We start from the raw sequence: 24,050 nt of genomic DNA on the forward strand, positions 1-24,050 counted from the left end.
CACTGTCGGATTCCTACAGTCGGTCGGATCGTCCGTTCGTGGCCGGTCGGATCATCCGTCCGCGGGGTTTCCGCAGCACTTCTTGTACTTGCGCGCCGAGCCGCACCAGCAGGGGGCGTTCCGGGGCGGCGGCCAGTCGGTCACCCGTCCCAGGCGGGCGAGCTCGGCGGCGTACGCGGACCGGGTGTCCGGCGCGTCGGGGGATCGGCCGGTTTCCGCCGCATGGGACTCCAGACCGCTCACCGTGGCACGACCGACGGCGAGGTGTGGGGCGCCCTCCTCGGACAGCTCCCTCAGCGTGCGTTCGACCTGCCGCCGGTGGCCGGCCTGATCGGTGCCGTAGGCGTCCGCCGCCGTCGGCCGGCGCTCCAGGAGCCCGGTGAACTCCTCGGGCGGCCAGTACAGGACGCAGGTGCTCCGCACGGCCGTACGCGCGGGCAGTCGGCCGCCCCTGAGTTCGTCCGGCAGCGCCTCGATCGCGGCCTCCAACGCCTCGGGTACGCCCTCCGCCATCCGCATCAGCCGGAGCGGATCATGCATCTCGTCGAGCGGTGTCACCCGGCCGAGGAAGGGGGCTGCCCGACGGTCGTGGAGTTCGTCGGCCACGTCGTCCCAGTCGTCGTGCGGCTCACCGAGCAGTCTGCGCACCCGGTGGCGGCCGATGACGAGCGTCTCGACGTCGTAGTGGTGCGGATCGGCCTCCACCGTGTCCACGGTCACCGTCGTGCCCGCGCCGAGGGCGTGTGCGATGCCGGCCGTGAACCACTCGGCGGCCGTGGCCGGCTCGTCCCCCGCCTCGAACGCCTCCGCGACGAAGTTCCAGGCGCCGGCGTGCCGGGGATGCCGTCGGCGGAACGCGGCGGCCACCGCGCGGGCCTCCTCGCTCCGCCCGGCGTCCCACAGCACCCCGATGCGATAGGCGTCCACCAGGTCCGGTTCGGCGCAGCCTCCCGCCCCGTCGTCCGCGTCCAGCAGTCGTTCGTACAGGGCGATGGCGCGGTCGTACTCGCCCGCGTCGCTCCACGCGTCGGCGGCCTCCAGGAGCAGTTCCTCACGGTCCTCGGGGTGCTGTTCCGCCAGTTCCTCGCACTCCTGGGCCGCCTTGGCGTGATCGGCCGGTGAAGAAGGTGCGGTGCCCCTGAGGGCCGGTGGGCGCCTGCTGCCGTGCGCTTTCGTGTTCCCCCTGTGCTTGCCGCCGGTGTGGCGCTTGCTGGCCATGAGTCCACCGTAGGTCGAGCGGAGGCGCAGGCGCCGCGCGAGAGCCTCGGAGGCGCTGGATATTCGGCATGTGGGGCGGGCCCCGGGCGTGCTTGACTTCGGCCTGGCGATTCGATGGATCGATATGGATCGATCAGGACCTGTGTGACGGTCAGAGCGAAGGGATTCCCACCCGTGCCCCATGAAGTCGATCAATCATTTCTGGCACTACCGCTGAGGGCCCTGGCCGACGCCGCGCTCGCACGCGCGCGTGCCCTCGGGGCCGAGCATGCGGACTTCCGGTTCGAACGGGTGCGCAGTGCGTCCTGGCGGCTGCGGGACGCCAAGCCCGCCGGGTCGTCGGACACGACCGATCTCGGGTACGCGGTGCGGGTGGTGCACGGGGGGACCTGGGGGTTCGCGTCCGGGGTGGATCTGACGATGGACGCCGCCGCGAAGGTCGCCTCGCAGGCCGTGGCCATGGCCAAGCTGTCGGCCCAGGTGATCAAGGCCGCCGGGTCCGATGAGCGGGTGGAGCTGGCGGACGAGCCGGTGCACTCGGAGAAGACCTGGGTGTCGTCGTACGCGATCGATCCGTTCAGCGTGCCGGATGAGGAGAAGTCCGCGCTCCTCACGGAGTGGAGCGCGCGGCTGCTGGCCGCCGACGGGGTCGACCATGTGGATGCCTCGCTGCTCACGGTCCACGAGAACAAGTTCTACGCCGACACCGCCGGGACCGTCACGACACAGCAGCGGGTGCGGCTGCATCCGTCGCTCACCGCCGTGTCCGTGGACGAGTCCAGCGGTGAGTTCGACTCCATGCGGACGCTGGCGCCGCCGGTCGGGCGGGGTTGGGAGTATGTGACGGGCACCGGCTGGGACTGGGACGAGGAGCTGGCCCAGCTTCCCGGACTGCTCGCCGAGAAGATGCGGGCGCCGAGCGTCCGGTCGGGTCTGTACGACCTGGTCGTCGACCCGTCGAACCTCTGGCTGACCATCCACGAGTCCATCGGCCACGCCACCGAGCTGGACCGCGCGCTCGGCTACGAGGCCGCGTACGCCGGTACCTCCTTCGCCACCTTCGACAAGCTGGGCAAACTGAAGTACGGCTCCGAGCTGATGAACGTCACCGGTGACCGCACCGCCGAGCACGGTCTCGCGACCATCGGGTACGACGACGAGGGCGTGGAAGGGCAGAGCTGGGATCTGGTGAAGGACGGGACCCTCGTCGGCTATCAGCTGGATCGCAGGATCGCCCGGCTGACCGGGCTCGGGCGGTCCAACGGGTGCGCGTACGCCGACTCCCCCGGGCATGTGCCGGTGCAGCGCATGGCCAATGTGTCGCTCCAGCCGGACCCGGCGGGGCTGTCCACCGAGGATCTGATCGGTGGGGTGGACCGGGGGATCTATGTGGTCGGGGACCGGTCGTGGTCCATCGACATGCAGAGGTACAACTTCCAGTTCACGGGTCAGCGGTTCTTCAGGATCGAGAACGGGCGGATCACCGGCCAGCTGCGGGATGTCGCGTACCAGGCGACGACGACCGACTTCTGGGGGGCCATGGCGGCCGTGGGCGGGCCGCAGACCTACGTCCTGGGCGGTGCCTTCAACTGCGGCAAGGCCCAGCCGGGCCAGGTCGCGTCGGTCTCGCACGGCTGCCCGTCGGCCCTCTTCAAGGGCGTCAACATTCTGAACACCACGCAGGAGGCCGGTCGATGAGCGCGCGCAACACCTCGGCTCACAAGCCGCACGAGATCGTCGAGCGGGCTCTTGAGCTGTCGCGGGCAGACGGGTGTGTGGTGATCGCCGACGAGTACTCGACGGCCAATCTGCGCTGGGCCGGCAACGCGTTGACCACGAACGGCGTCACGCGTGGGCGCTCGGTCACCGTCGTCGCCACCGTCGACGGCAAGGAGGGCACCGCCTCCGGGGTCGTCTCCCGCTCCGCCGTGACCGCCGACGAGCTGGAGCCGCTGGTGCGGGCCGCCGAGGCCGCCGCGCGCGGTGCCGGGCCCGCCGAGGACGCCCAGCCGCTGGTCACGGGCGCGGAGCACTCCCCCGACTTCGCCGACGCGCCCGCCGAGACCTCCTCCGCCGTGTTCACCGACTTCGCCCCGGCCCTCGGCGAATCGTTCGCACGCGCGCGTGCGGGCGGCCGGGAGCTGTACGGCTTCGCCAACCACGAGATGGTCTCCAGCTATCTGGGGACGTCGACGGGCCTGCGGCTGCGGCACGACCAGCCGAACGGGACGCTGGAGATGAACGCCAAGTCCCCGGACCGCAGGCGCTCGGCCTGGGCGGGCCGCTCCACACGGGACTTCAAGGACGTCGACCCGGCGGCCCTGGACACGGAGCTGGCCGTACGCCTCGGCTGGGCCGAGCGGCGCATCGAACTGCCCGCCGGGCGCTACGAGACGCTGCTGCCGCCGACGGCCGTGGCGGACCTGCTGATCTACCAGATGTGGTCGGCGTCGGCGCGGGACGCCGCCGAGGGCCGTACGGTCTTCAGCAAGCCCGGCGGCGGTACGAGGATCGGCGAGCGGCTCACCGAGCTGCCGCTGAGCCTGCGCAGCGACCCGAACGAGCCGGGCCTGGAGTCCGCGCCGTTCGTGCTGGCCCACTCCTCGGGCGGCGACAGCTCGGTCTTCGACAACGGACTCGCGCTGAAGACGACCGAGTGGATCCGCGCGGGCGAGATCGCGAATCTGACGACCTCCCGCCACAGCGCGGGGCTGACCGGGCTGCCGGTGGCGCCGGCGATCGGCAATCTGATCCTCGACGGCGGTCACGACCGTTCTCTGGAGGAGATGGTCGCGGACACGGACCATCGTGGGCCCTGTCTGCTGCTGACCTGCCTGTGGTACATCCGCGAGGTCGACCCGGCGACGCTGCTGCTGACCGGGCTGACCCGGGACGGCGTCTACCTCGTGGAGAACGGCGAGGTCACGGGCGAGGTCAACAACTTCCGGTTCAACGAGTCGCCGGTGGATCTGCTGGGGCGGGCCACGGAGGCGGGGCGTACCGAGAAGACGTTGCCGCGCGAGTGGAGCGACTACTTCACCAGGGCCGCGATGCCCGCGCTGCGGGTGCCGGACTTCAATATGAGTTCTGTCAGTCAGGGCGTATAACCTCGTAGGCGTTCGTGGTCGGCTGTCACCCGACTGCCGGATGATCACCGCGAGGATCGCAGCGGAGATCGCCACGAGGACCATCGCGAGAAGACCATCGAGGAGACGCGAGAACCGTGACGGACATCGTCGACGAGCTGAAGTGGCGGGGGCTGTTCGCCCTGTCCACTGACGAGGACGCTTTGCGCAAGGCGCTCGCGGACGGTCCCGTCACGTTCTATTGCGGCTTCGACCCGACCGCGCCGTCTCTGCACGTCGGACACCTCGTGCAGGTGCTCACCATGCGCCGGCTCCAGCAGGCCGGGCTGCGTCCGCTGGCCCTCGTCGGCGGCGCGACCGGCCAGATCGGCGACCCCCGTCCGACGGCCGAGCGCACGCTGAACGCCCCGGAGGTCGTCGCCCAGTGGGTGACGCGGCTGCGCTCGCAGATCGAGCCGTTCCTGTCCTTCGAGGGCGAGAACGCCGCCGTGATGGTGAACAACCTGGACTGGACCGCCGGACTGTCCGCCATCGAGTTCCTGCGGGACATCGGCAAGCACTTCCGGGTCAACAAGATGCTGACCAAGGACTCCGTCGCCCGGCGGCTGGAGTCCGAGGAGGGCATCAGCTACACCGAGTTCAGCTACCAGCTGCTCCAGGGCATGGACTTCCTGGAGCTGTACCGCCGCCACGGCTGCACGCTCCAGCAGGGCGGCAGCGACCAGTGGGGCAACCTCACCGCCGGGCTGGACCTGATCCACAAGCTGGAGCCGCACGCCAATGTGCACGCGCTGGCGACCCCGCTGATGACCAAGGCGGACGGCACGAAGTTCGGCAAGACCGAGGGCGGCGCCGTCTGGCTCGACCCCGAGATGACCACGCCGTACGCGTTCTACCAGTTCTGGCTGAACGTCGACGACCGGGACGTCTCGCGGTACATGCGCATCCTGTCCTTCAAGTCCCCTGCGGAGCTGGAGGAGTTGGAGAAGCAGACCGAGGAGCGGCCGCAGGCCCGGGCCGCGCAGCGGGCGCTCGCCGAGGAGCTGACGACGATCGTCCACGGCGCCGAACAGACCGCCGCGGTGATCGCCGCGTCCCGCGCCCTCTTCGGGCAGGGGGAGCTGGGGGAGCTGGACGAGAAGACGCTGGGCGCTGCGCTGGCCGAGGTGCCGCATGTCCAGGTGGCCGGGCTGGCGCCGGTGGTGGATCTCTTCGCCGAGGTCGGCCTGGTGCCCAGTAAGTCGGCGGGGCGGCGGACGGTGAAGGAGGGCGGGGCGTACGTGAACAATGTGAAGGTCACTGCCGAGGATGCGGTGCCGGCGGAGGGTGAGCTTCTTCATGGGCGGTGGCTGGTGCTTCGGCGGGGGAAGAAGAATTTGGCCGCCGTTGAGGTGACGGGCGCCTGATCGCCATTGAGGGCGTGGGTGATGTGGCGAGTGCCGCTTTGGTTGTGGTTGCTCGCGCCCGCGCGGCGGAGCCGCAAATCGATACAGCCCCGCGCCCCTTACGGGGCGCGCTGCTTCCTCTTGCCCAGCGTTGCCACGTACAGGCTGTCGCCCAGGTACACGATCACGATCGCGGCGATCAGTTGGAAGATGTGGCGGCTCCAGTCGATGCCGGCCGTTTCCTCGACTCCGAAGCCCCGGGCGACCGCGTTGCCGATGATGGCGCCGATCATGCCGAAGATCGTCGTCAGCCAGAGTGGGCTGTGCTGTTTGCCCGGGATGATCGCCTTGGCCAGCAGGCCGAGTACGAATCCGACGATGATCGCCCACAACCAGCCCATGGCTGCCTCCTCGTACGGCTCCAGGTGAGCAATACGCCCAGTGTCGGCCCGCTCGCCCTACGCCGCATGTCGGGCCGTGGCCTACGCGGTACGGCCGATGCCGTCCCGTCCCCGTGGAAGGTGACCCGGTCTCGTAGGCGGCGCAGCCCAGGCGTACCGTTGAAGTCGACCGGTTCCCCGTTCCGCGGGGCGGGACCGGGTGGGGTACGGGCCGGGGAGCGTCCGACACAGGCGGGTGGTGGAACGTGATGCGGAAGCAGGGCAACGTCGAGGTCTTCCGGATCACCGGGGCCCGGCAGGGGCTCGCCGACGACGTCCGCGCCAGACAGCGACGCTATGTGATCTCCATGTCGATCCGCACCCTCTCCGTGATCGCCGCGGCCGTCCTGTGGAATGTCGAGCGGCATGTCGCGGTCGTGGCACTCGTGCTCGGGATGGTGCTGCCGTACATCGCTGTGGTGGTCGCCAACGCGGGCCGGGAGAGCGCGCCTTCCCTTCCGTCCACGTTCGTGATGGCGCCGATGCGGACGATGATCGCGCCGCCGTGTGACTCCGACGGCGCCCGTTCCGGTGGGTCCGAGCGTGCGGAGGGCTTCGCGGAATCGGCCCCGGAAGACGCCGCCGGCGACCCGGCCGGTGGTGGCGGTGACCGCGGTGAGTCCCGAGAACGGGCCTGAGGGCCGGGTGTAGCGGGTCCCCGGCCCGGTCCGAGCACCGGAAACCGGGGCGAACCGGAATAAGGGCGCCCGCCCCGGCTCAAGAAAAGCTCAGATCAATCGTGTAGTTCTTGTGCCGGGCAGAGGCCTACCCGTGACATACTTCGTACGCGCTCCGCATCCCCCGTCGGAGCGACAGACCGACGCCGGGCAGCTCCCCCCGTGGCTGCTCGGCGTCGCCTTTTCAGCGGCTAGGGTCGACGTGTGAACATCCTCAACGTCCCCGGCTCCGATCCCTCCTCGCCTTCTTCTCCCATCTGTTCGGCCAAGGGGTGTCGTGCGGATGCGGTGTGGGTGCTGGCGTGGAACAACCCCAAGCTGCATACGCCGGAGCGGCGCAAGACGTGGCTCGCGTGCGAGGAGCATCGGGAGCACTTGTCGCAGTTCTTGGGGGTGCGGGGGTTTCTGAAGGATGTGGTGACGCTGGAGGAGTGGGGGGCGCGACAGGGGTGACGGGCGCTCCGTTCATCCCCCCGATCGCCGACTCATCCCCCGATCGCCGACATCGGCCTCTCCGGCTGGACGAACGTCGGGTCGTCCAGGCCCGCGCCCGCTTTCTTGCCCCACATCGCCAGGCGCCAGATGCGGGCTATCTCCTCGTCGGGGGCGTCGGAGCGCAGGGCGGCGCGCAGGTCTGTTTCCTCGCGGGCGAAGAGGCAGGTGCGTACCTGGCCGTCGGCGGTGAGGCGGGTTCGGTCGCAGGCGGAGCAGAAGGGGCGGGTGACCGAGGCGATGACGCCCACGCGGTGGGGGCCGCCGTCGACCGCCCAGCGCTCCGCCGGGGCCGAGCCCCGCTCGTCCTGGCCCTCGGGGGTGAGGTCGAAGCGGGTGCGCAGGGAGGTCAGGATGTCGCCCGCCGTGACCATGCTGTCGCGCTTCCAGCCGTGCTGGGCGTCCAGGGGCATCTGCTCGATGAAGCGCAGCTCGTAGTCGTGCTCCACCGCCCAGGCCAGCAGGTCGGGGGCCTCGTCCTCGTTCAGGCCCGGCATCAGGACCGAGTTGACCTTGACGGGGGTCAGACCGGCCTCGCGGGCGGCGAACAGGCCCTCCAGTACGTCCTTGTGGCGGTCGCGTCGGGTGAGCCTCTTGAAGACGTCCGGGCGCAGGGTGTCCAGGGAGACGTTGACCCGGTCCAGGCCCGCCGCCTTCAGGGCCGGTGCCGTGCGCTTGAGGCCGATGCCGTTGGTGGTGAGGGACATCTGGGGGCGGGGCGTCAGGGCCGCCACGCGCTCCACTATGCCGACCAGGCCGGGGCGCAGCAGCGGCTCACCGCCGGTGAAGCGGACCTCCTCGATGCCGAGGGAGGTCACGGCTATGTCGATCAGGCGGACGATCTCGTCGTCCGTCAGCAGGTCCGGCTTGGCCAGCCACTGCAGGCCCTCCTCGGGCATGCAGTACGTACAGCGCAGATTGCAGCGGTCGGTCAGCGAGACTCTCAGGTCGGTGGCCACTCGGCCGTAGGTGTCGATGAGCACGTGGGCCCCCTCCCGTACCGGATCAGTAATTCCCGAACACTTGCGAGCCTACGTGAGACCACCGACAACGCCGGGGCTGGATGCCGTGAAACAGGTGCGGGGCCGCCGTAGAGATCTACGGCGGCCCCGGGCGGAGGGAACCGGATCAGTGCGCGCCGGTACCCGTGAGCGAGCGGACCTCCAGTTCGGCGTACTTGGCCTCGTCGGGCTCCTCCTTGGAGAGGATCGTGCCGAGCCAGCCCATGAGGAAGCCGAACGGGATGGAGATGATGCCCGGGTTCTTCAGCGGGAACCAGGCGAAGTCGACGTCCGGGAACATCGCCTTCGGGTCGCCGGAGACGACCGGCGAGAAGAGGACCAGGCCGACGGCGACGATCAGACCGCCGTAGATCGACCACAGCGCGCCCTGAGTGGTGAAGCGCTTCCAGAAGAGGCTGTAGAGGATCGTCGGCAGGTTGGCGGAGGCCGCGACGGCGAAGGCGAGGGCGACGAGGCCGGCGACGTTCAGGTCGCGGGCGAGGGCGCCGAGGCCGATGGAGACGACGCCGATGAAGACGGTCGCCCAGCGGGCCGCGCGGACTTCTTCGGCGCCGGAGGCCTGTCCCTTGCGGATGACGTTGGCGTAGATGTCGTGCGCGAAGGAGGACGAGGAGGCGAGGGTGAGGCCGGCGACCACGGCGAGGATGGTCGCGAAGGCGACCGCCGAGATCGTGGCGAGCAGGATCGCGCCCCAGGCCGAGTCGACACCGCCGAGGTGCAGGGCGAGCAGCGGGGCGGCCGTGTTGCCGGACGGGTTGGAGGCGATGATCTCGTCCTGGGAGATCAGCGCGGCGGCGCCGAAGCCGAGGGCGATGGTCATCAGGTAGAAGCCGCCGATGATGCCGATGGCCCAGTTCACGGACTTACGGGCGGCCTTGGCGTTGGGCACCGTGTAGAAGCGGATCAGGATGTGCGGCAGACCGGCGGTGCCGAGGACCAGGGCGATGCCGAGGGAGATGAAGTCCAGCTTGGAGGTGCCAGTGGCGCCGTACTGGAGGCCGGGCTCCAGGAAGGCGGCGCCCTTGCCGCTGTTCTCGGCGGCCTGGCCGAGCAGATCGGAGATGTTGAAGTTGAACTTCAGCAGCACCAGGAACGTAATGAGGATCGTGCCGCCGATGAGGAGGACGGCCTTCACCATCTGGACCCAGGTGGTGCCCTTCATACCGCCGATGGAGACGTAGACGATCATCAGGACGCCGACGAGGGCGACGATCAGGATCTTGCCGGCGTCGGAGGTGATGCCGAGCAGCAGGGAGACGAGGACGCCCGCGCCCGCCATCTGGGCCAGCAGATAGAAGATCGAGACGACGATGGTCGAGGTGCCCGCCGCCGTGCGCACCGGGCGTTGGCGCATGCGGTACGCGAGGACGTCGCCCATGGTGTAGCGGCCGGAGTTGCGCAGCGGCTCGGCGACCAGGAGGAGGGCGACCAGCCAGGCGACGAGGAAGCCGATGGAGTAGAGGAAGCCGTCGTAGCCGAAGAGGGCGATCGCGCCGGCGATACCGAGGAACGAGGCCGCCGACATGTAGTCGCCGGAGACCGCGAGCCCGTTCTGGAAGGCGCTGAACTGCCGTCCGCCGGCGTAGAAGTCGGCGGCGTCCTTGGTCTGGCGCCCGGCCCACACGGTGATGACGAGGGTCGCGGCGACGAACAGCGCGAACAGGGTGATGATGAGCGGCCGGTGCTCGCTGGCCTCGTTGGCCGCGAGGAACGTCTGCTGTGCGGGGCTCATGCGCCGCCCTCCATCCGGGACTTGATGGCCTCGGCCTTGGGGTCGAGCTTCGCGGCGGCGTGCCGCGAGTACCACCAGGCGATGAGGAACGTGGTGACGAACTGGGCGATTCCGAGGACGAAGGCGATGTTGATGTTGCCGAAGAGCTTGGTGCCCATGAAGTCGCCCGCGTAGTTGGAGAGCAGGACGTACAGCAGGTACCAGGTGATGAAGGCGACGGTCAGCGGAAAGGCGAACGAGCGGTAGGAGCGGCGCAGTTCGGCGAACTCGGCGCTCTGCTGGACCGCGGCGAACTCCTCGGTGGTCGGGAGGTGGTGCTCTGCCTTCGAGGGGGGTGGTGCGTCGGTGGCCACGGGGTCTCCTCGCGTCTCCGCCGCGGTCGCGACGGTGGATGGGGACGTTTTCTCGGTCGGCTCGGGCGTCGGGTCGATGTCGGACATGTGGTCGGCTCTGTTCCTCACGGTGACGGGTGCGCGATCGTGCTCGGGCTCCCTGCTCAACGTCACGGCGGCGCCGCGGCACCGGTTCAACCGTGTGTCTTTCTTTCGAAAATCGATTCGGAGATGGGTCGACACAGGGACCCGAACGGCTCAACAGCAGGTCACGGGTGAGGGATACCCCTCTACTTCGCCCACTCGCCCCTCAAGTCATTGCTGGCCAAGGACGCCGAGGGATAGCTTCGGGCTGCACCACCAACGTCATGTACCTGCCCGGGCACCCGTGTGTCTCGGGCGGTTTCTTTGAGGATGATGTGGAGACCCCATGGCTCATCTGCGCTCCAGACGACGGCTCACGCTCGCGGTGCCGGTCGTCCTGTCGCTGACCGCCTCGCTCGGCTTTCTGCCGGGTGTCGCCTCGGCGGCGCCGCTCACCGCGCCCGCCACCGCGACCGCGGAGGGCCCGAACCTCTCGTACGTCGTGAACACCAAGACCGACAAGCGCACGATCGCCAAGGTGCGGAAGGCGATCGCCGAGGCCGGCGGCACCGTCGTCATCACGTACGGCAAGATCGGCGTGATCGTGGTCCACTCGACCAACCCGGAGTTCGGGCCGACGATCCGTGCCGTGCGCGGGGTGCAGTCCGCCGGTGTCACCCGGACCTCGCCGCTGACCCCGGCCGGTACGACGGACCTGGGCGCCGTCGACATGCTGACGGACGCGGAGGCCGCGAAGGTGAAGGCCGCCTCGGCGGACATCCCCGACGCCGAGCCGCTGGAAGCCGACCAGTGGGACCTGCGTTCGATCGGCGCCGACAAGGCCGCGAAGATCGACGACGGCAGCGAGAAGGTCACGGTCGCCGTCATCGACACGGGTGTCGACGACACCCACCCGGACATCGCGCCGAACTTCTCGAAGTCCCAGTCGGCGAACTGCAACGGCGGTGTGGCCGACACCAGTGAGGGCGCGTGGCGGCCGTACACCGTGGACGACTACCACGGCACGCATGTCGCCGGTGAGATAGCCGCGGCCCGCAACGGCATAGGCGTCGCCGGGGTGGCGCCCGGTGTGAAGGTCTCCAGCATCAATGTGACGGACCGGTCGAACGGCCTGTTCTACCCGGAGAGCGTGGTCTGCGCCTTCGTGTTCGCCGCCGACCACGGTGTGGAGATCACGAACAACAGCTACTACGTCGACCCGTGGCTCTACAACTGCGTGGACGACCCGGACCAGAAGGCCATCGTCGACGCCGTCAACCGGGCCCAGCTGTACGCCCAGAAGAAGGGCACGCTGAACCTGGCCTCGGCGGGCAACTCCAACCACGACCTCGCCTCCGACGCGCTCGTGGACGACTCCAGCCCCGATGACTCCACCCCGGTCGAGCGCACCATCGACCCGAGCGAGTGCTTCGATGTGCCGACCCAGCTGCCGGGTGTCGTCACGGTCAGCGCGACGGGTGTGAAGAACGAGAAGTCGTACTACTCCACGTACGGCAACGGCGTCATCGACATCGCGGCGCCGGGCGGCGACGCCCGCTACCAGATCCCGGACACCCCGTCGAAGAACGGCCGCATCCTCTCCACGATGCCGAACGGCGGCTACGGCTACCTCCAGGGCACCTCGATGGCGTCTCCGCACGCCGCCGGTGTCGCCGCGCTGCTGAAGTCGAACCACCCCTGGGCGAGCCCCAAGCAGTTGCAGTGGCTGCTCAAGTCCCAGGCGGACAAGACGGCGTGCCCCGAGTCGTACGACCAGAACGGCGACGGCGTCCAGGACGCGGTGTGCGAGGGCGGCCCGCGGATGAACGGCTTCTACGGGTTCGGCATCGTCAACGCCCTCAAGGCCGTCAAGTAACCACGGACGACAACGAACTGGAGTCAGCATGACAGCGCCTCACCAGCGCTTCCGCCGCCTGGCCGTCCTTCCGCTGGGCATGGCCATGGCGACGGCGCTCGTCGTCGTACCGAATGTCACGGCCTCGGCGGCCGAGTCGGACACCACCGATGACACGCAGCTCAGCTATGTCGTCAACGTCCGCCCCGGGCACGGCCCGTCGAAGCAGGTGAAGAAGGCCATCGCGGAGGCCGGCGGCACGATCGTGACGTCGTACGACCGGATCGGCGTGATCGTCGTCCACTCGGCGAACGCCGGCTTCGCGGCCGCGATCCGTGAGGTGCGCGGCGTCCAGTCGGCCGGTGCCACACGGACCGCGCCGCTGCCCGCGCAGTCGACCACGGATGTGGGCACCCCGAAGGTGCTGACCGCCGAGGAGGTCGCGGACGTCGACGCGGCGGACGGGCAGGACCCGTTGGAGCCGTTGCAGTGGGATCTGCCGGCCATCAAGGCGGACAAGGCCCACGAGGTGTCGCAGGGCAGCCGGAACGTCACGGTCGCCGTCATCGACACCGGCGTCGACGACACCCACCCGGACATCGCTCCCAACTTCGACCGCGATGCCTCGGTCAACTGTGTGACGGGCAAGCCCGACACGACCGACGGCGCCTGGCGGCCCAGCGCCGAGGAGAGCCCGCACGGCACGCATGTCGCCGGTGAGATCGCCGCCGCGAAGAACGGCGTCGGCGTCACCGGTGTCGCGCCGGGGGTGAAGGTCTCCGGCATCAAGGTGTCCACCACGGCCGGCTTCTTCTACACGGAGGCCGTCGTCTGCGGCTTCATGTGGGCCGCCGAGCACGGCGTGGACGTCACCAACAACAGCTATTACACCGACCCCTGGTACTTCAACTGCAAGAACGACCCGGATCAGAAGGCCCTCGTGGAGGCCATCACCCGGGCGTCGAAGTACGCGGAGAAGAAGGGCGCCGTGAACGTCGCGGCGGCCGGCAACGAGAACTACGACCTCGCCGCCGACGAGATCACCGACCCGGTCTCCCCCAACGACTCCACCCCCTCGGACCGGGTGATCGACCCCTCCGAGTGCCTGGACATCCCGACCCAGCTGCCGGGTGTCGTCACGGTCGCCTCGACGGGCGCCAAGGGCCTGAAGTCGTCGTTCTCCAACCACGGTCTGGGCGTCATCGACATCGCCGCACCCGGCGGCGACTCGACCCGCCTCCAGACCCCGGCCCCGCCCGCCACCAGCGGCCTCATCCTCGGCCCGCTGCCCGGCGGCAAGTGGGGCTACATGGCCGGTACGTCGATGGCGTCCCCGCATGTCGCGGGCGTCGCCGCCCTCATCAAGTCGACGCACCCCTACGCCCCGCCGGCGCTCGTCAAGGCCCTGCTGTACGCCCAGGCCGACGCCACGCCGTGCACGGACCCGTACGACCTCGACGGGGACGGCAAGGCCGACGCGGTCTGCGAGGGGCCGAAGAACTACAACGGCTTCTACGGCTTCGGCACAGCGGACGCGTTGGACGCGGTGACGAAGTAGGGCACCGCCGGAGCGAGGGTCGCGGAGCGCTCCGGGACCGGCGTCTTCGGGCCGGGCGGTGACACCACCGCCCGGCCCTTGGCGTACGCGCACGTCGTTTCGCGGCTCCGCGCGCGCGTGGCCTCACCGCCGGGTAACGCGCTGTCAGCCCCGGCCCGTATCCTCATGGACCATGCTCGAAGACCGTACGACCGCAGCGTCCCAAGCTCCTTGGCCGGCCGCGTATCCGCAGGGGTACGCGGTTGTTGACGTGGAGACGACCGGGCTGGCCCGGGACGACCGGATAATTTCGGCGGCCGTGTACCGGCTGGACGAGCGGGGCGAGGTCGAGGACCACTGGTACACGGTGGTGAACCCGGAGCGGGACCCCGGGCCGGTGTGGATTCACGGACTGACGAGCGATGTGCTCGAAGGGGCCCCGCTGTTCCGGGACATCGCCGAGGAGTTCGCCTCGCGGCTGGCGGACCGGGTGCTCGTCGCGCACAACGCGGTGTTCGACTGGTCGATGATCGCGCGGGAGTACGCGCGCGTGGAGATCGACGCCCCGGTAAGGCATCGGCTGTGCACCATCGCCCTGTCAAAGGAGCTCGGGCTGCCGCTGCCCAACCACAAGTTGGAGACCCTCGCCGCCCACTTCGGGGTCGTACAGCAGCGAGCGCACCACGCGTTGGACGACGCCCGGGTGCTGGCGGAGGCCTTCCGGCCGAGTCTCCACGCCGCCGCGGCCGGTGGTGTACGGCTGCCTTTGCACGAGTGCCGGCCGCTGACCGAGTGGAGGGACACGGCGGCCGGCGGTGCCTCGCCGCGGATCGGGCAGCAGGCGACGGGGGGTGGTGGCTACGGGGGTTACGGCGGGTATGCGCCCAGCAGTTGGCGGCCTTCCCGGAAGCGGCCCGCCTGTCCCTACCCCAACCCCGGGCGGTACGAGGACGGCAAGCCGCTCAAGCAGGGCATGCGGGTCGCGTTCTCCGGGGACACCTCCGTCGAGCGGGATCTGCTGGAGGACCGGGCGATCGAGGCGGGGCTGCATGTCGCGACGAGTCTGTCCCGGCTGACCAGTCTGCTCGTCACCAACGACCCGGACTCGGGGACGTCGAAGGTCGTCAAGGCACGGCAGTACGGGACGCCCGTCGTGGACGAGGCGGCGTTCGGGCAGCTGCTCCGCGATGTCGAGCCCGCCGACGAGTGACGTGGCACGCGGGGTGCCGTGCGCGGGGCGTACGCCGGTGACCCGTACGGACGGGTGATTGGTGGGCGACTCGCCCGGCGACCGCTCGCCCGTGCCGTGGTCACGGCTCACCCTGTGGCGCATGGCGAGATGTGAAGTATGCGGAAATGACTACGGAATGACCTTCGAGGTGCACGCGCAGGGCGCGGTGCACGTCTTCGACTGCTTCTCCTGTGCGATCCATCGCATGGCCCCGATCTGCGAGCACTGTCGTGTGCAGATCATCGGGCAGGGGGTCGAGGCCGACGGCCACTGGTACTGCGGTGCGCACTGCGCTCGGGCCGAGGGGAAGGCGGGGATCGTCGACCGGGTGTGAGACCCCGAGCACACCACTCCTGGCCCACGGCCCCCGACGGGACCCTCCCGTCGGGGGCCGACGCACGCGTTGTACGGTCGTGGGGTGTACCGCTTCCTGTTGTCCCGGCAGTGGGTGATCCTCACGCTGCTCGCCCTCGTCCTGATCCCGACCATGATCAGGCTGGGCATCTGGCAGATGCATCGCTACGAGGAGCGCAGCGCCCGGAACCAGCTCGTCGCCGACGCGCTGGCCTCGAAGCCGGTGGCCGTGGAGCGGCTCACCTCTCCCGGACACACCGTCACCAGCGCCGAGCGCTATCGGACGGTGACCGCGAAGGGGCGGTTCGACACCGAGGACGAGGTCGTCGTCCGGCGTCGTACGAACTCCAATGACGAGATCGGGTTCCATGTGCTGACCCCGTTCGTCCTCGACGACGGCAAGGTGCTGCTGGTCAACCGGGGCTGGATACCGGCGGGGGCGTCCCAGACGGAGTTCCCCGAGGTGCCGGCGCCGCCCGGGGGTGAGGTCACCGTGACCGGGCGGCTGATGCCGGACGAGACGACTGAGGCCAGCGGGATCAAGGACCTCAAGGATCTGCCGGACCGGCAGATCATGCTGATCAACAGCGGGGAGCAGGCCGAGCGGCTCGGTGTCGAGGTACTCGGCGGTTATCTCGCCCAGACGGCGCCCGAGCCGAAGGGGGACATCCCGGAGCAGCTGGGCAGTCCCGGTGATGAGAATGCCGCGCTGAACTATGCGTATGCCCTGCAGTGGTGGCTCTTCGCCGGGGCCGTTCCTGTGGGCTGGGTGATCCTTGTGCGCCGCGAGGCCCGTGACCGCCGGGAGGCGGGGAGCGGGGCCGCGGCGGAGCGGGAGGAAGCGGCGGCGGCTCCGGTGTAGCCGGGGGCGGGCGCCGTTGGCCTTGCCGGGCGCCCGGCGGCTGGGGCTGGGCGGGGCGGGGCGGGGTTTCGCTTACCGGCGCATGCAGGGTGCCGCTGCGCCCACCCGTGCCGCCCCAGCGGCACGATTGCCCGCAGCTACGACAGCTGGAGCGGCGCCCGCAGCTACGACGACTGCCGGGTGGGCGCCACCCCAGCGGCACGACTGCCCGCAGCTACGACGGCTACGGCGACTGGGTGGGCGCCCACCCCAGCGGCACGACTGCCCGCAGCTACGACGGCTGCCGGGTGGGCGCCGGCCCCGCTGCACGGCTGCCCGCAGCTATGTGCAGCGTCAGCAGCAGCGGCCCTCGGGGTGCTCCTCTCGGTGCCGGGTCCGCTGTTCGTCGTACTCCCGCCGGGTCGGTACCGGGGCGTGCGGGTGGTGACGGAGGTGCCGCTCGCGGTAGCGGTCGTACTCCGCCTCCCCCATCAGTTCCCGCAGGTACCAGCGGACGGTCCGCACCGCTCCCGCCGTGCGGGCCCACAGGCGGGAGGCGACGAAGGTCCCGGCCGTCACCGGCCTGCCCCCACCAGTTGCTCGTCCGACCGCCTCGGCTCATCGCCCTCGATGCGGGACTCGACGTACGGTGCCTCGGTGGTCGGCAGTGGGGACGGGGAGCGTACGGCACGTACGCAGACGGTCGTGCAGTTGATCAGGACCGTCAGGACCAGTAGCAGGAAGATGGCCATGATCACGCCGTCGACCGTGTTGTTGAGGACGATGGTGTGCATGTCGTCCATGTTCGTGGCGCCGGGCAGGAGTTCGCCCTTGTCGATGGCGGCCGCGTACTTGTCGCGGAGGGCGAAGAAGCCGATCGCCGGGTTGTCGGAGAAGATCTTCTGCCAGCCGGCGGTGAAGGTGACGGCCACGTCCCAGGCGAGCGGGATGCCGGTGACCCAGGCCCAGCGGAGCTTGCCGGACTTGATCAGCACGGTGGTGGTGACGGCGAGGGCGACGGCGGCGAGGAGCTGGTTGGCGATACCGAAGAGGGGGAAGAGCTGCTTGATTCCGCCGAGGGGGTCGGTGACACCGGCATAGAGGAAGTAGCCCCAGGCGCCGACGACCAGGGCGCTGGTGATCCAGATGCCGGGCTTCCAGGTGACGCGGCCGATCGGCTTCCAGACGTTGCCGAGCATGTCCTGGAGCATGAAGCGGCCCACGCGGGTGCCCGCGTCCACGGTGGTGAGGATGAACAGGGCCTCGAACATGATCGCGAAGTGATACCAGAAGGCCTTCATCCCGGCGCCGCCGAAGACCCCGGCGAAGATCTCCGACATACCGACCGCCAGGGTGGGTGCGCCTCCGGAGCGGCCTACCAGGGTCTCCTCCTCGACCGCCTTCGCCGCGGCGGTGAGCTGGTCGGGCGTGATGGTGAAGCCGAGGTTCCGTACCGCCTCGGCGGCGGTGTCGGCCGTCGGGCCGAGCAGCGCTGCCGGGGAGTTCATGGCGTAGAAGAGCCCCGGCTCCAGGACGCACGCGGCGATCAGGGCCATCACGGCGACGAAGGACTCCGTGAGCATGGAGCCGTAGCCGATCAGCCGGACCTGGGACTCCTTCTGGATCAGCTTCGGGGTCGTACCGGAGGAGACCAGGGCGTGGAAGCCGGAGAGGGCGCCGCAGGCGATGGTGATGAAGAGGAAGGGGAAGAGGGAGCCGGCGAAGACCGGGCCGGCGCCGGTGGAGGCGAAGTCGGTGACCGATTCGGCCTTGAGGTTCGGGGCGGCGATCACGACGCCCACCGCCATCAAAGCGATGGTGCCGACCTTCATGAAAGTGGAGAGGTAGTCACGCGGGGCCAGCAGCATCCACACGGGGAGCACGGAGGCGACGAAGCCGTAGCCGACCAGGCAGAACACCAGGGTCTCGGGGCTCCAGACGAAGTACTCGGCGAGCGAGGAGTCCTGGACCCAGCCGCCGCCGACAATGGCGAGCAGCAGCAGGGCGACCCCGATGAAGCTGGTCTCGACGACCCTGCCGGGGCGGAGGTAGCGCAGGTAGAAGCCCATGAAGAGGGCGATCGGGATGGTCATGGTGACCGAGAAGGTGCCCCACGCGGATTCGGCGAGAGCGTTGACGACGACCATCGCGAGCACCGCGAGCAGGATGATCATGATGGCGAAGACGCCGATGAGGGCAGCGGCCCCGCCGACCCTGCCGATCTCGTCACGGGCCATCTGACCGAGGCTCTTGCCGTCCCGGCGCATGGAGAGGAAGAGGACGATCATGTCCTGGACCGCGCCCGCGAAGATCACGCCCGCGATGATCCAGATCGTGCCCGGGAGGTAGCCCATCTGGGCGGCCAGCACCGGGCCCACCAGCGGTCCCGCGCCCGCGATGGCCGCGAAGTGGTGGCCGAACAGCACCCGCTTGTCGGTGGGATGGAAGTCGACGCCGTCTTCGAGGCGTTCGGCCGGGGTGGCCCTGGTGTCGTCGACCTGGAGGACCTTGCGGGCGATGAACCGCGAGTAGAAGCGGTAGGCGATCGCGTACGAGCCGAGGGCCGCGACGACCAGCCAGACGGCCGAGATCTCCTCGCCCCGCGACAGCGCGAGCACGGCCCAGCCGATCGCGCCGACGAGGGCGACCGCGCTCCAGATCGCGAGGGACTTCGGGGACATACGCGGCGTACGTGATTTCTCCGGTGTCTCGCTACCGGATTCGGGCATGGCGGATGCGGGCATGGCGGCTCCTGACCTGAACAGGTGGGCAAGCGGATGTGAAACAGATGGAACAGACGGAACAGATGGAGAGGTACGGCTCAGCGATCTCGATCTCGATGTCGATGTCGGTCCGTCAGCGCGTACGCGGCCAGCAGACAGAGGCCGCATCCCGGTACCCAGGCGAGCTGGTACCAGTAGAAGAACGGCGTACCCGCGAGCCGGGGCTCGGCACCGGCGTACCAGGGGACCCACAGCAGGCCCCCGGCGGGCGCGAGAAGCAGTACGGCGATCGCGACGCGCCGTAGCCGGTGATGACCGGTCCGTGCCATGACCTGTGCTCCTCTCCCGCTCGCTGTCGGTCTGTGCAAGAGTTGCCCACCCGCCGGATTCGGTTGACACCGAATGTCCGGGAAATTTCTCGCCGGTCGCCGTCAACCGAACCGGCACTTCACGCAACCCGCACATGAGGGCCTTCACGCGCCAAGGGCGGCGCGGCACCCAGGGTGGTGCGGGACCGGGCACACCAAGGACGGTGACGCATGGCGAACGCCGCCATGACCGCGACGTTCCTCGCCGTGATCGGCGGGGCGTCGCTGCTCGCCGTCACCGCACGCCGGTTGCGCCCCAGCGACCGGCTGCCCTCCCTGGAGGGCTGGGCGCTGGCCGACCGCTCCCTCGGCCCCATCTGGACGTGGCTGCTGCTCGGCGGCACGATCTTCACCGCGTACACGTTCACCGCCGTCCCCGGCCTCGCGTACGGCAACGGTGCGCCCGCCTTCTTCGCGGTGCCGTACACGGTGATCGTCTGCCCGCTGGCCTTCGTGCTGCTGACCCGGCTGTGGGAGGTGGCCCGGCGGCACGGATACGTGACGGTCGGGGACTTCGTGCGGGGGCGGTACGGTTCGCCGCCGCTGGCCCTGGTCGTGGCGCTGACCGGCATCCTCGCGACCATGCCCTATCTGGCGCTGCAACTGCTCGGCATCCGGGCGGTGCTGACGGCCGGGGGCATCTATCCCAAGGGCGCGGCCGGTGATCTGGTGATGGTCGCGCTGTTCGCGGGGCTCGCGGTCGCGACGTACCGGCACGGTCTGCGGGCGCCCGCCGTGATCTCGGCGCTGAAGGCGGTGGCCGTCTTCGTGTCGCTGACCGCCGTGTGCTGGCTGGTGCTGCGGCGGTTCGGCGGGCCGGGCTCGGTCTTCGACGGGGCCGCCGCCCGGCTGAGCGGAAGCGGTGTCGAGGGTTCCGCCCTGCTCCTGGCCCCCGAGCAGCAGCCCGCGTACGCCACCCTCGCCCTGGGCTCGGCGCTCGCGCTGCTGATGTATCCGCATGTGCTGACCGCCGGTTTCGCCGCCGACAGTCCGCGTACGGTCCGCAAGGTCGCCGTGGCGCTGCCCGCCTGGACAGGGCTGCTGGCGCTCTTCGGATTCCTGGGCATCGCGGCGGTCGCGACCGGGGTGCGGGCGCCGGAGGGCGGTGCCGAGGCGGCCGTACCGATGCTGGTGGACCGGCTGATGCCGGGACCGCTCGCCGGGCTGGTCTTCGGCGCGATCACCGTCGGCGCGCTCGTCCCGGCGGCGGTGATGTCGATCGCCGCCGCCACCGGGTTCGTCCGCAATGTGTATGTCGAGTACTTCCAGCCGACGGCCACGCCCAAGCGGCAGGTGCGGATCGCCAAGGCGGTGTCGCTGACCGCGAAGGTGGGGGCGGTGGCGTTCGTGTTCGGGCTGCGCGACCAGGACGCCATCAACCTCCAACTCCTCGGCGGCGTCTGGATACTGCAGATCTTCCCGGCCGTCGCCGTGGGCCTGTTCACCGGGCGGCTGCATCCTCGGGCACTGCTCGCCGGGTGGGCCGTCGGCATGGTGACCGGCACGTTCCTGGTGGTGCGCGAGGGCTTCTCGTCCATCGTGCTGCTGGGCGGCGGGCACCTGGAGATCTACGCGGGGCTGCCGGCCCTCGTGCTGAACCTGACCGTGGCCGTGGCCGGCACGACGGTCCTCGAACGGCTCGGCGTCCCGCGCGGCGCCGACGCGACCGACCTACCGTCCCGCCTGACCGTCAGGCGGCGCCCCGAGACGGGAGCGAGCAACCCGTGAGACGCAGACATCAGATGCGCGAGATGCGCGTGCCGGTCGAGATGCCGGTGCGGACAGCGCGCCCGGTGCCGGTCCAGACACCGGTGCGGATGCCGGTGCGCGTTCGGCCGGTGGGTCCGGCCGGGACCGCCGCCGAGCCGGTGGCGGCGGGCGCGGCACCGGAGCCGGCGCCGCCCGGACCGGCCTCGGCGAGCGGGCCGTCGGCTCCGGTGCCCGGCGACCCGGTCGATGTGGAGCGCGAGGCCGGGGTCGCCCGGCTGTTCGAGCTGCACTACTCGTCGATGCTGCGGCTGGCCGTGCTGCTGGGCGCCGACGATCCCGAGAACGTGGTGGCCGAGGCGTACTACCAGATCTACCGGAAGTGGCGGCGCCTGAGGGACGCGGAGGCGGCGGAGGCGTATCTGCGGTCGACGGTCTGCAATCTGACCCGGATGCGGATACGGCATCTCCAGGTCGCCCGGAGGCATGTGGAGACACCGCCGGACGAGTTGGTCGCGTCCGCCGAGAGCACCGCGCTGCTCCACGACGACCAGCGGGTGCTGATCGGCGCGCTCCAGCAACTGCCCGCCCGGCAGCGGGAGGCGCTGGTGCTGCGCCACTGGCTGGGGCTGAAGGAGAGCGAGATCGCCGCCGCGATGGGCATCTCCCCCGGCTCGGTCAAGACCCACACCGCACGCGGCCTCGCCGCCCTGACCCAGGCGATGGAGGCCCGCCGATGAACGAGACCACCGGCAAGGACGTCGTCGGAGACGACAGCGATCAGGACCGTACCGAGCGGGAGCTGAGGGAGGCGTTGGCCGCGCTCGCCGGAGGGGTGCACGCCGCGCCGGACGCCTATCGTGCGGCCCGGGGCGACTGGCTGCGCCGCGAACGCCGTCGGCGCCTGATCCTGGCCGTCCTCATCATGATCGTCTTCACCCTGGCCACGCTGATCGGCCTCTGGGTGCTCAACCAGACCCCGTCCGAGCCGGGAGTGATCTTCTCCGGCACGGGCGGTATGACGGCGGGAACCGGGCCGGGGTGAGGGGACGGCGGCCCAGCCGCGACCTCAGGGCCTCGGCCCGTCCCAGTGACCCGGCGCGATCGAGTGAGCCCCGTTCGTGCTCGGCCCGAGTGATCACCCCCGCTCCGGGAACCCGGCCCCCGTGCACCCCCGTATCGAGGACCATGCCCTGATCGGTGATCACCAGACGGCCGCGTTGGTGAGCCACGACGGCTCGATCGACTGGCTCTGTCTCCCCCGGTTCGACTCGGCGGCCTGTTTCGCCGCGCTGCTGGGCGACGAGGAGAACGGCCACTGGCGGATCGCCCCGAGAGACGCCGGCGCCTGCACCCGGCGGTCGTACCGGCACGACGCGCTCGTCCTGGACACCGAGTGGGAGACGGACGAGGGCGCGATCCGGCTCACGGACCTGATGCCCCAGCGCGACCGGGCCCCCGACGTCGTACGGATCGTCGAGGGCCTCGCCGGCCGGGTCACCGTCCGCAGCACCCTCCGCCTCCGGTTCGACTACGGCTCGGTCGTCCCCTGGATGCGCAGGGCGGACGGACACCGGGTGGCCGTCGCGGGCCCCGATTCGGTGTGGCTGCGCAGCGAACCGCAGGTGCGCACCTGGGGCAAGGACCGTGCCACGTACTCCGAGTTCACCATCGAGAAGGGCGAGAAGGTCGCGTTCGTCCTCACCTGGCACCCCTCCCACGAACCCCGCCCCGCCCTGGTCGACCCGCACGAGGCACTGCGGTCGAGTCTCGGCGACTGGCGGGCCTGGGCCGGGCGGTGCCGCTACGACGGCCCGTACCGGGACGCCGTGGTCCGCTCCCTGATCACCCTCAAGGCCCTCACCTACGCACCCACCGGCGGTATCGTCGCCGCCCCCACCACCTCGCTCCCCGAGGAGATCGGCGGCGTACGCAACTGGGACTACCGCCACTGCTGGCTGCGCGACTCCACCCTCACCCTCGGCGCCCTGCTCTCCTGCGGCTACCAGGAGGAGGCCGAGGCCTGGCGGAACTGGCTGCTGCGCGCCGCCGCCGGCGACCCGGCCGACCTCCGCATCATGTACGGCCTGGCCGGCGAACGGCGCCTGCCGGAGTACGAGTTGCCCTGGCTGTCCGGCTACGAGGGCTCGCTCCCGGTGCGGGTCGGCAACGCCGCCGTACGGCAGTTGCAGCTCGACGTGTACGGCGAGGTCATCGACTCCCTGTTCCTGTCCCGGCGTTCGGGCCTGCCCCACAAGCCGCACATGTGGCAGTTGCAGCGCGCGCTGATGGAATACCTGTGTACGTCCTGGCGCAGGCCGGACGAGGGGCTGTGGGAAGTGCGCGGTCCGCGTCGCCACTTCACCCACTCCAAGGTGATGTCGTGGGTGGCCGCCGACCGCGCCGTACGCACCCTGGAGGACAACCCCGGCCTCACCGGCGACCTCGACGGCTGGCGCGCGCTGCGCGACGAGATCCACCACGAGGTGTGCGCACGCGGCTACGACGCCGACCGGGGCACCTTCACCCAGTCCTACGGCTCCCGGGAACTCGACGCCTCGCTGCTGCTCATCCCCCGCGTGGGCTTTCTGCCGCCGGACGATCCCCGGGTCGTCGGCACGGTCGACGCGATCCGCGAGGAGCTGGGCCACGAGGGGTTCGTCCGCCGCTACAGCTCCGACCGGCTGATCGCGTCCGGCACCGTCGACGGGCTGCCCGGGGACGAGGGGACGTTCCTCGTGTGCTCGTTCTGGCTGGCGGACGCGCTGCGTCTGACGGGCCGTACGGAGGAGGCGTGCGCGTTGTTCGAACGGCTGGTGGGGCTCGCCAATGACGTGGGGCTGCTGGCGGAGGAGTACGACCCCGTCGCCGGGCGGCAGCTGGGGAACTTCCCCCAGGCGTTCAGTCATGTGGGTCTGGTGGGCACCGCCCTCGCCCTGTTCGGTGAGGACCAGGCAGGATAGGGA

At 70.1% G+C, this 24,050-nt stretch carries 22 protein-coding genes; 14 read left to right on the forward strand and 8 right to left on the reverse strand.

The window, feature by feature from the left end; translation table 11 throughout:
• Nucleotides 1–51 precede the first annotated feature (51 nt).
• The gene (locus ACWD4G_RS27975) at nt 52–1,218 is read right to left on the reverse strand and encodes an SEC-C metal-binding domain-containing protein (RefSeq protein WP_451298103.1); all 1,167 of its coding nucleotides are present in this window, start codon (nt 1,216–1,218) and stop codon (nt 52–54) included.
• Between the two features lie 174 nt (nt 1,219–1,392).
• Here ACWD4G_RS27975 and ACWD4G_RS27980 point away from each other — a divergent pair, with 174 nt between their 5' ends.
• The 3 genes from ACWD4G_RS27980 to tyrS all read left to right on the forward strand — a co-directional run bounded on the left by ACWD4G_RS27980 (nt 1,393) and on the right by tyrS (nt 5,710).
• Complete coding sequence (locus ACWD4G_RS27980) at nt 1,393–2,916, forward strand: TldD/PmbA family protein (protein WP_451298105.1); 1,524 nt, start codon at nt 1,393–1,395, stop codon at nt 2,914–2,916.
• Nucleotides 2,913–4,325, forward strand: a complete 1,413-nt coding sequence (locus ACWD4G_RS27985; protein ID WP_451298107.1) for a metallopeptidase TldD-related protein — start codon at nt 2,913–2,915, stop codon at nt 4,323–4,325. Before ACWD4G_RS27980 ends, ACWD4G_RS27985 begins: the two co-directional genes overlap by 4 nt.
• Nucleotides 4,326–4,441: 116 nt before the next feature.
• Nucleotides 4,442–5,710, forward strand: a complete 1,269-nt coding sequence (gene tyrS, locus ACWD4G_RS27990; protein WP_451298109.1) for a tyrosine--tRNA ligase — start codon at nt 4,442–4,444, stop codon at nt 5,708–5,710.
• A 98-nt stretch (nt 5,711–5,808) separates the two neighbouring features.
• Here tyrS and ACWD4G_RS27995 read toward each other — a convergent pair whose 3' ends face one another.
• Nucleotides 5,809–6,090: a GlsB/YeaQ/YmgE family stress response membrane protein gene (locus ACWD4G_RS27995; RefSeq protein ID WP_451298111.1), complete on the reverse strand. Its 282-nt coding sequence runs from the start codon at nt 6,088–6,090 to the stop codon at nt 5,809–5,811.
• A 248-nt stretch (nt 6,091–6,338) separates the two neighbouring features.
• On the opposite strand from ACWD4G_RS27995, the gene ACWD4G_RS28000 reads away from it, so the two are divergent.
• Together ACWD4G_RS28000 and ACWD4G_RS28005 are read left to right on the forward strand one after the other, a co-directional pair.
• The gene (locus ACWD4G_RS28000; RefSeq protein WP_451298113.1) at nt 6,339–6,767 is read left to right on the forward strand and encodes a DUF3099 domain-containing protein; all 429 of its coding nucleotides are present in this window, start codon (nt 6,339–6,341) and stop codon (nt 6,765–6,767) included.
• A 243-nt stretch (nt 6,768–7,010) separates the two neighbouring features.
• A complete protein-coding gene (locus ACWD4G_RS28005) occupies nt 7,011–7,259 on the forward strand; it encodes a hypothetical protein (RefSeq protein ID WP_451298115.1) in 249 nt (82 codons plus the stop codon).
• Between the two features lie 32 nt (nt 7,260–7,291).
• Here ACWD4G_RS28005 and moaA read toward each other — a convergent pair whose 3' ends face one another.
• The 3 genes from moaA to ACWD4G_RS28020 all read right to left on the reverse strand — a co-directional run bounded on the left by moaA (nt 7,292) and on the right by ACWD4G_RS28020 (nt 10,405).
• A complete protein-coding gene (gene moaA, locus ACWD4G_RS28010) occupies nt 7,292–8,281 on the reverse strand; it encodes a GTP 3',8-cyclase MoaA (protein WP_451298117.1) in 990 nt (329 codons plus the stop codon).
• A gap of 145 nt (nt 8,282–8,426) precedes the next feature.
• Nucleotides 8,427–10,052 carry a solute symporter family protein gene (locus ACWD4G_RS28015; RefSeq protein ID WP_451298119.1) on the reverse strand — a complete coding sequence of 542 codons (1,626 nt, stop codon included), beginning with the start codon at nt 10,050–10,052 and terminating at the stop codon, nt 8,427–8,429.
• Nucleotides 10,049–10,405 (reverse strand): DUF485 domain-containing protein, encoded by a 357-nt coding sequence (locus ACWD4G_RS28020; protein ID WP_451298349.1) that lies wholly within the window; start codon nt 10,403–10,405, stop codon nt 10,049–10,051. The genes ACWD4G_RS28015 and ACWD4G_RS28020 overlap by 4 nt, the downstream gene beginning before the upstream one ends.
• Nucleotides 10,406–10,814: 409 nt before the next feature.
• Here ACWD4G_RS28020 and ACWD4G_RS28025 point away from each other — a divergent pair, with 409 nt between their 5' ends.
• The 5 genes from ACWD4G_RS28025 (at nt 10,815) to ACWD4G_RS28045 (ending at nt 16,307) form a co-directional block, all read left to right on the forward strand.
• Nucleotides 10,815–12,344, forward strand: a complete 1,530-nt coding sequence (locus ACWD4G_RS28025) for a S8 family peptidase (RefSeq protein ID WP_451298121.1) — start codon at nt 10,815–10,817, stop codon at nt 12,342–12,344.
• Nucleotides 12,345–12,372: 28 nt separating this feature from the next.
• Complete coding sequence (locus tag ACWD4G_RS28030) at nt 12,373–13,881, forward strand: S8 family peptidase (RefSeq protein ID WP_451298123.1); 1,509 nt, start codon at nt 12,373–12,375, stop codon at nt 13,879–13,881.
• A gap of 172 nt (nt 13,882–14,053) precedes the next feature.
• Nucleotides 14,054–15,070, forward strand: a complete 1,017-nt coding sequence (locus ACWD4G_RS28035; protein ID WP_451298124.1) for a DEDDh family exonuclease — start codon at nt 14,054–14,056, stop codon at nt 15,068–15,070.
• 121 nt (nt 15,071–15,191) lie between these two features.
• Nucleotides 15,192–15,425, forward strand: coding sequence for a hypothetical protein (locus tag ACWD4G_RS28040; protein WP_451298126.1), 234 nt, complete (start codon nt 15,192–15,194; stop codon nt 15,423–15,425).
• An 84-nt stretch (nt 15,426–15,509) separates the two neighbouring features.
• Nucleotides 15,510–16,307 carry an SURF1 family cytochrome oxidase biogenesis protein gene (locus ACWD4G_RS28045; RefSeq protein ID WP_451298128.1) on the forward strand — a complete coding sequence of 266 codons (798 nt, stop codon included), beginning with the start codon at nt 15,510–15,512 and terminating at the stop codon, nt 16,305–16,307.
• A gap of 333 nt (nt 16,308–16,640) precedes the next feature.
• Here ACWD4G_RS28045 and ACWD4G_RS28050 read toward each other — a convergent pair whose 3' ends face one another.
• The 3 genes from ACWD4G_RS28050 to ACWD4G_RS28060 form a co-directional block, all read right to left on the reverse strand.
• Nucleotides 16,641–16,865, reverse strand: coding sequence for a CstA-like transporter-associated (seleno)protein (locus tag ACWD4G_RS28050; protein ID WP_451298130.1), 225 nt, complete (start codon nt 16,863–16,865; stop codon nt 16,641–16,643).
• Nucleotides 16,862–19,030 carry a carbon starvation CstA family protein gene (locus ACWD4G_RS28055; protein ID WP_451298132.1) on the reverse strand — a complete coding sequence of 723 codons (2,169 nt, stop codon included), beginning with the start codon at nt 19,028–19,030 and terminating at the stop codon, nt 16,862–16,864. Before ACWD4G_RS28055 ends, ACWD4G_RS28050 begins: the two co-directional genes overlap by 4 nt.
• A 77-nt stretch (nt 19,031–19,107) precedes the next feature.
• Complete coding sequence (locus ACWD4G_RS28060) at nt 19,108–19,338, reverse strand: DUF3311 domain-containing protein (protein WP_451298133.1); 231 nt, start codon at nt 19,336–19,338, stop codon at nt 19,108–19,110.
• Nucleotides 19,339–19,548: 210 nt separating this feature from the next.
• Here ACWD4G_RS28060 and ACWD4G_RS28065 point away from each other — a divergent pair, with 210 nt between their 5' ends.
• From ACWD4G_RS28065 to ACWD4G_RS28080, 4 genes are all read left to right on the forward strand, one after another.
• Complete coding sequence (locus ACWD4G_RS28065) at nt 19,549–21,105, forward strand: sodium:solute symporter family protein (protein ID WP_451298135.1); 1,557 nt, start codon at nt 19,549–19,551, stop codon at nt 21,103–21,105.
• Between the two features lie 89 nt (nt 21,106–21,194).
• Entirely contained in the window at nt 21,195–21,824 is a 630-nt protein-coding gene (locus ACWD4G_RS28070; protein WP_451298351.1) for a SigE family RNA polymerase sigma factor, read from the forward strand.
• A complete protein-coding gene (locus ACWD4G_RS28075; RefSeq protein WP_451298137.1) occupies nt 21,821–22,129 on the forward strand; it encodes a hypothetical protein in 309 nt (102 codons plus the stop codon). The genes ACWD4G_RS28070 and ACWD4G_RS28075 overlap by 4 nt, the downstream gene beginning before the upstream one ends.
• A 121-nt stretch (nt 22,130–22,250) precedes the next feature.
• Nucleotides 22,251–24,047 (forward strand): glycoside hydrolase family 15 protein, encoded by a 1,797-nt coding sequence (locus ACWD4G_RS28080; protein ID WP_451298139.1) that lies wholly within the window; start codon nt 22,251–22,253, stop codon nt 24,045–24,047.
• The last annotated feature ends 3 nt before the right edge of the window (nt 24,048–24,050 follow it).

It is taken from the genome of Streptomyces sp. NPDC002643, from assembly GCF_053592555.1.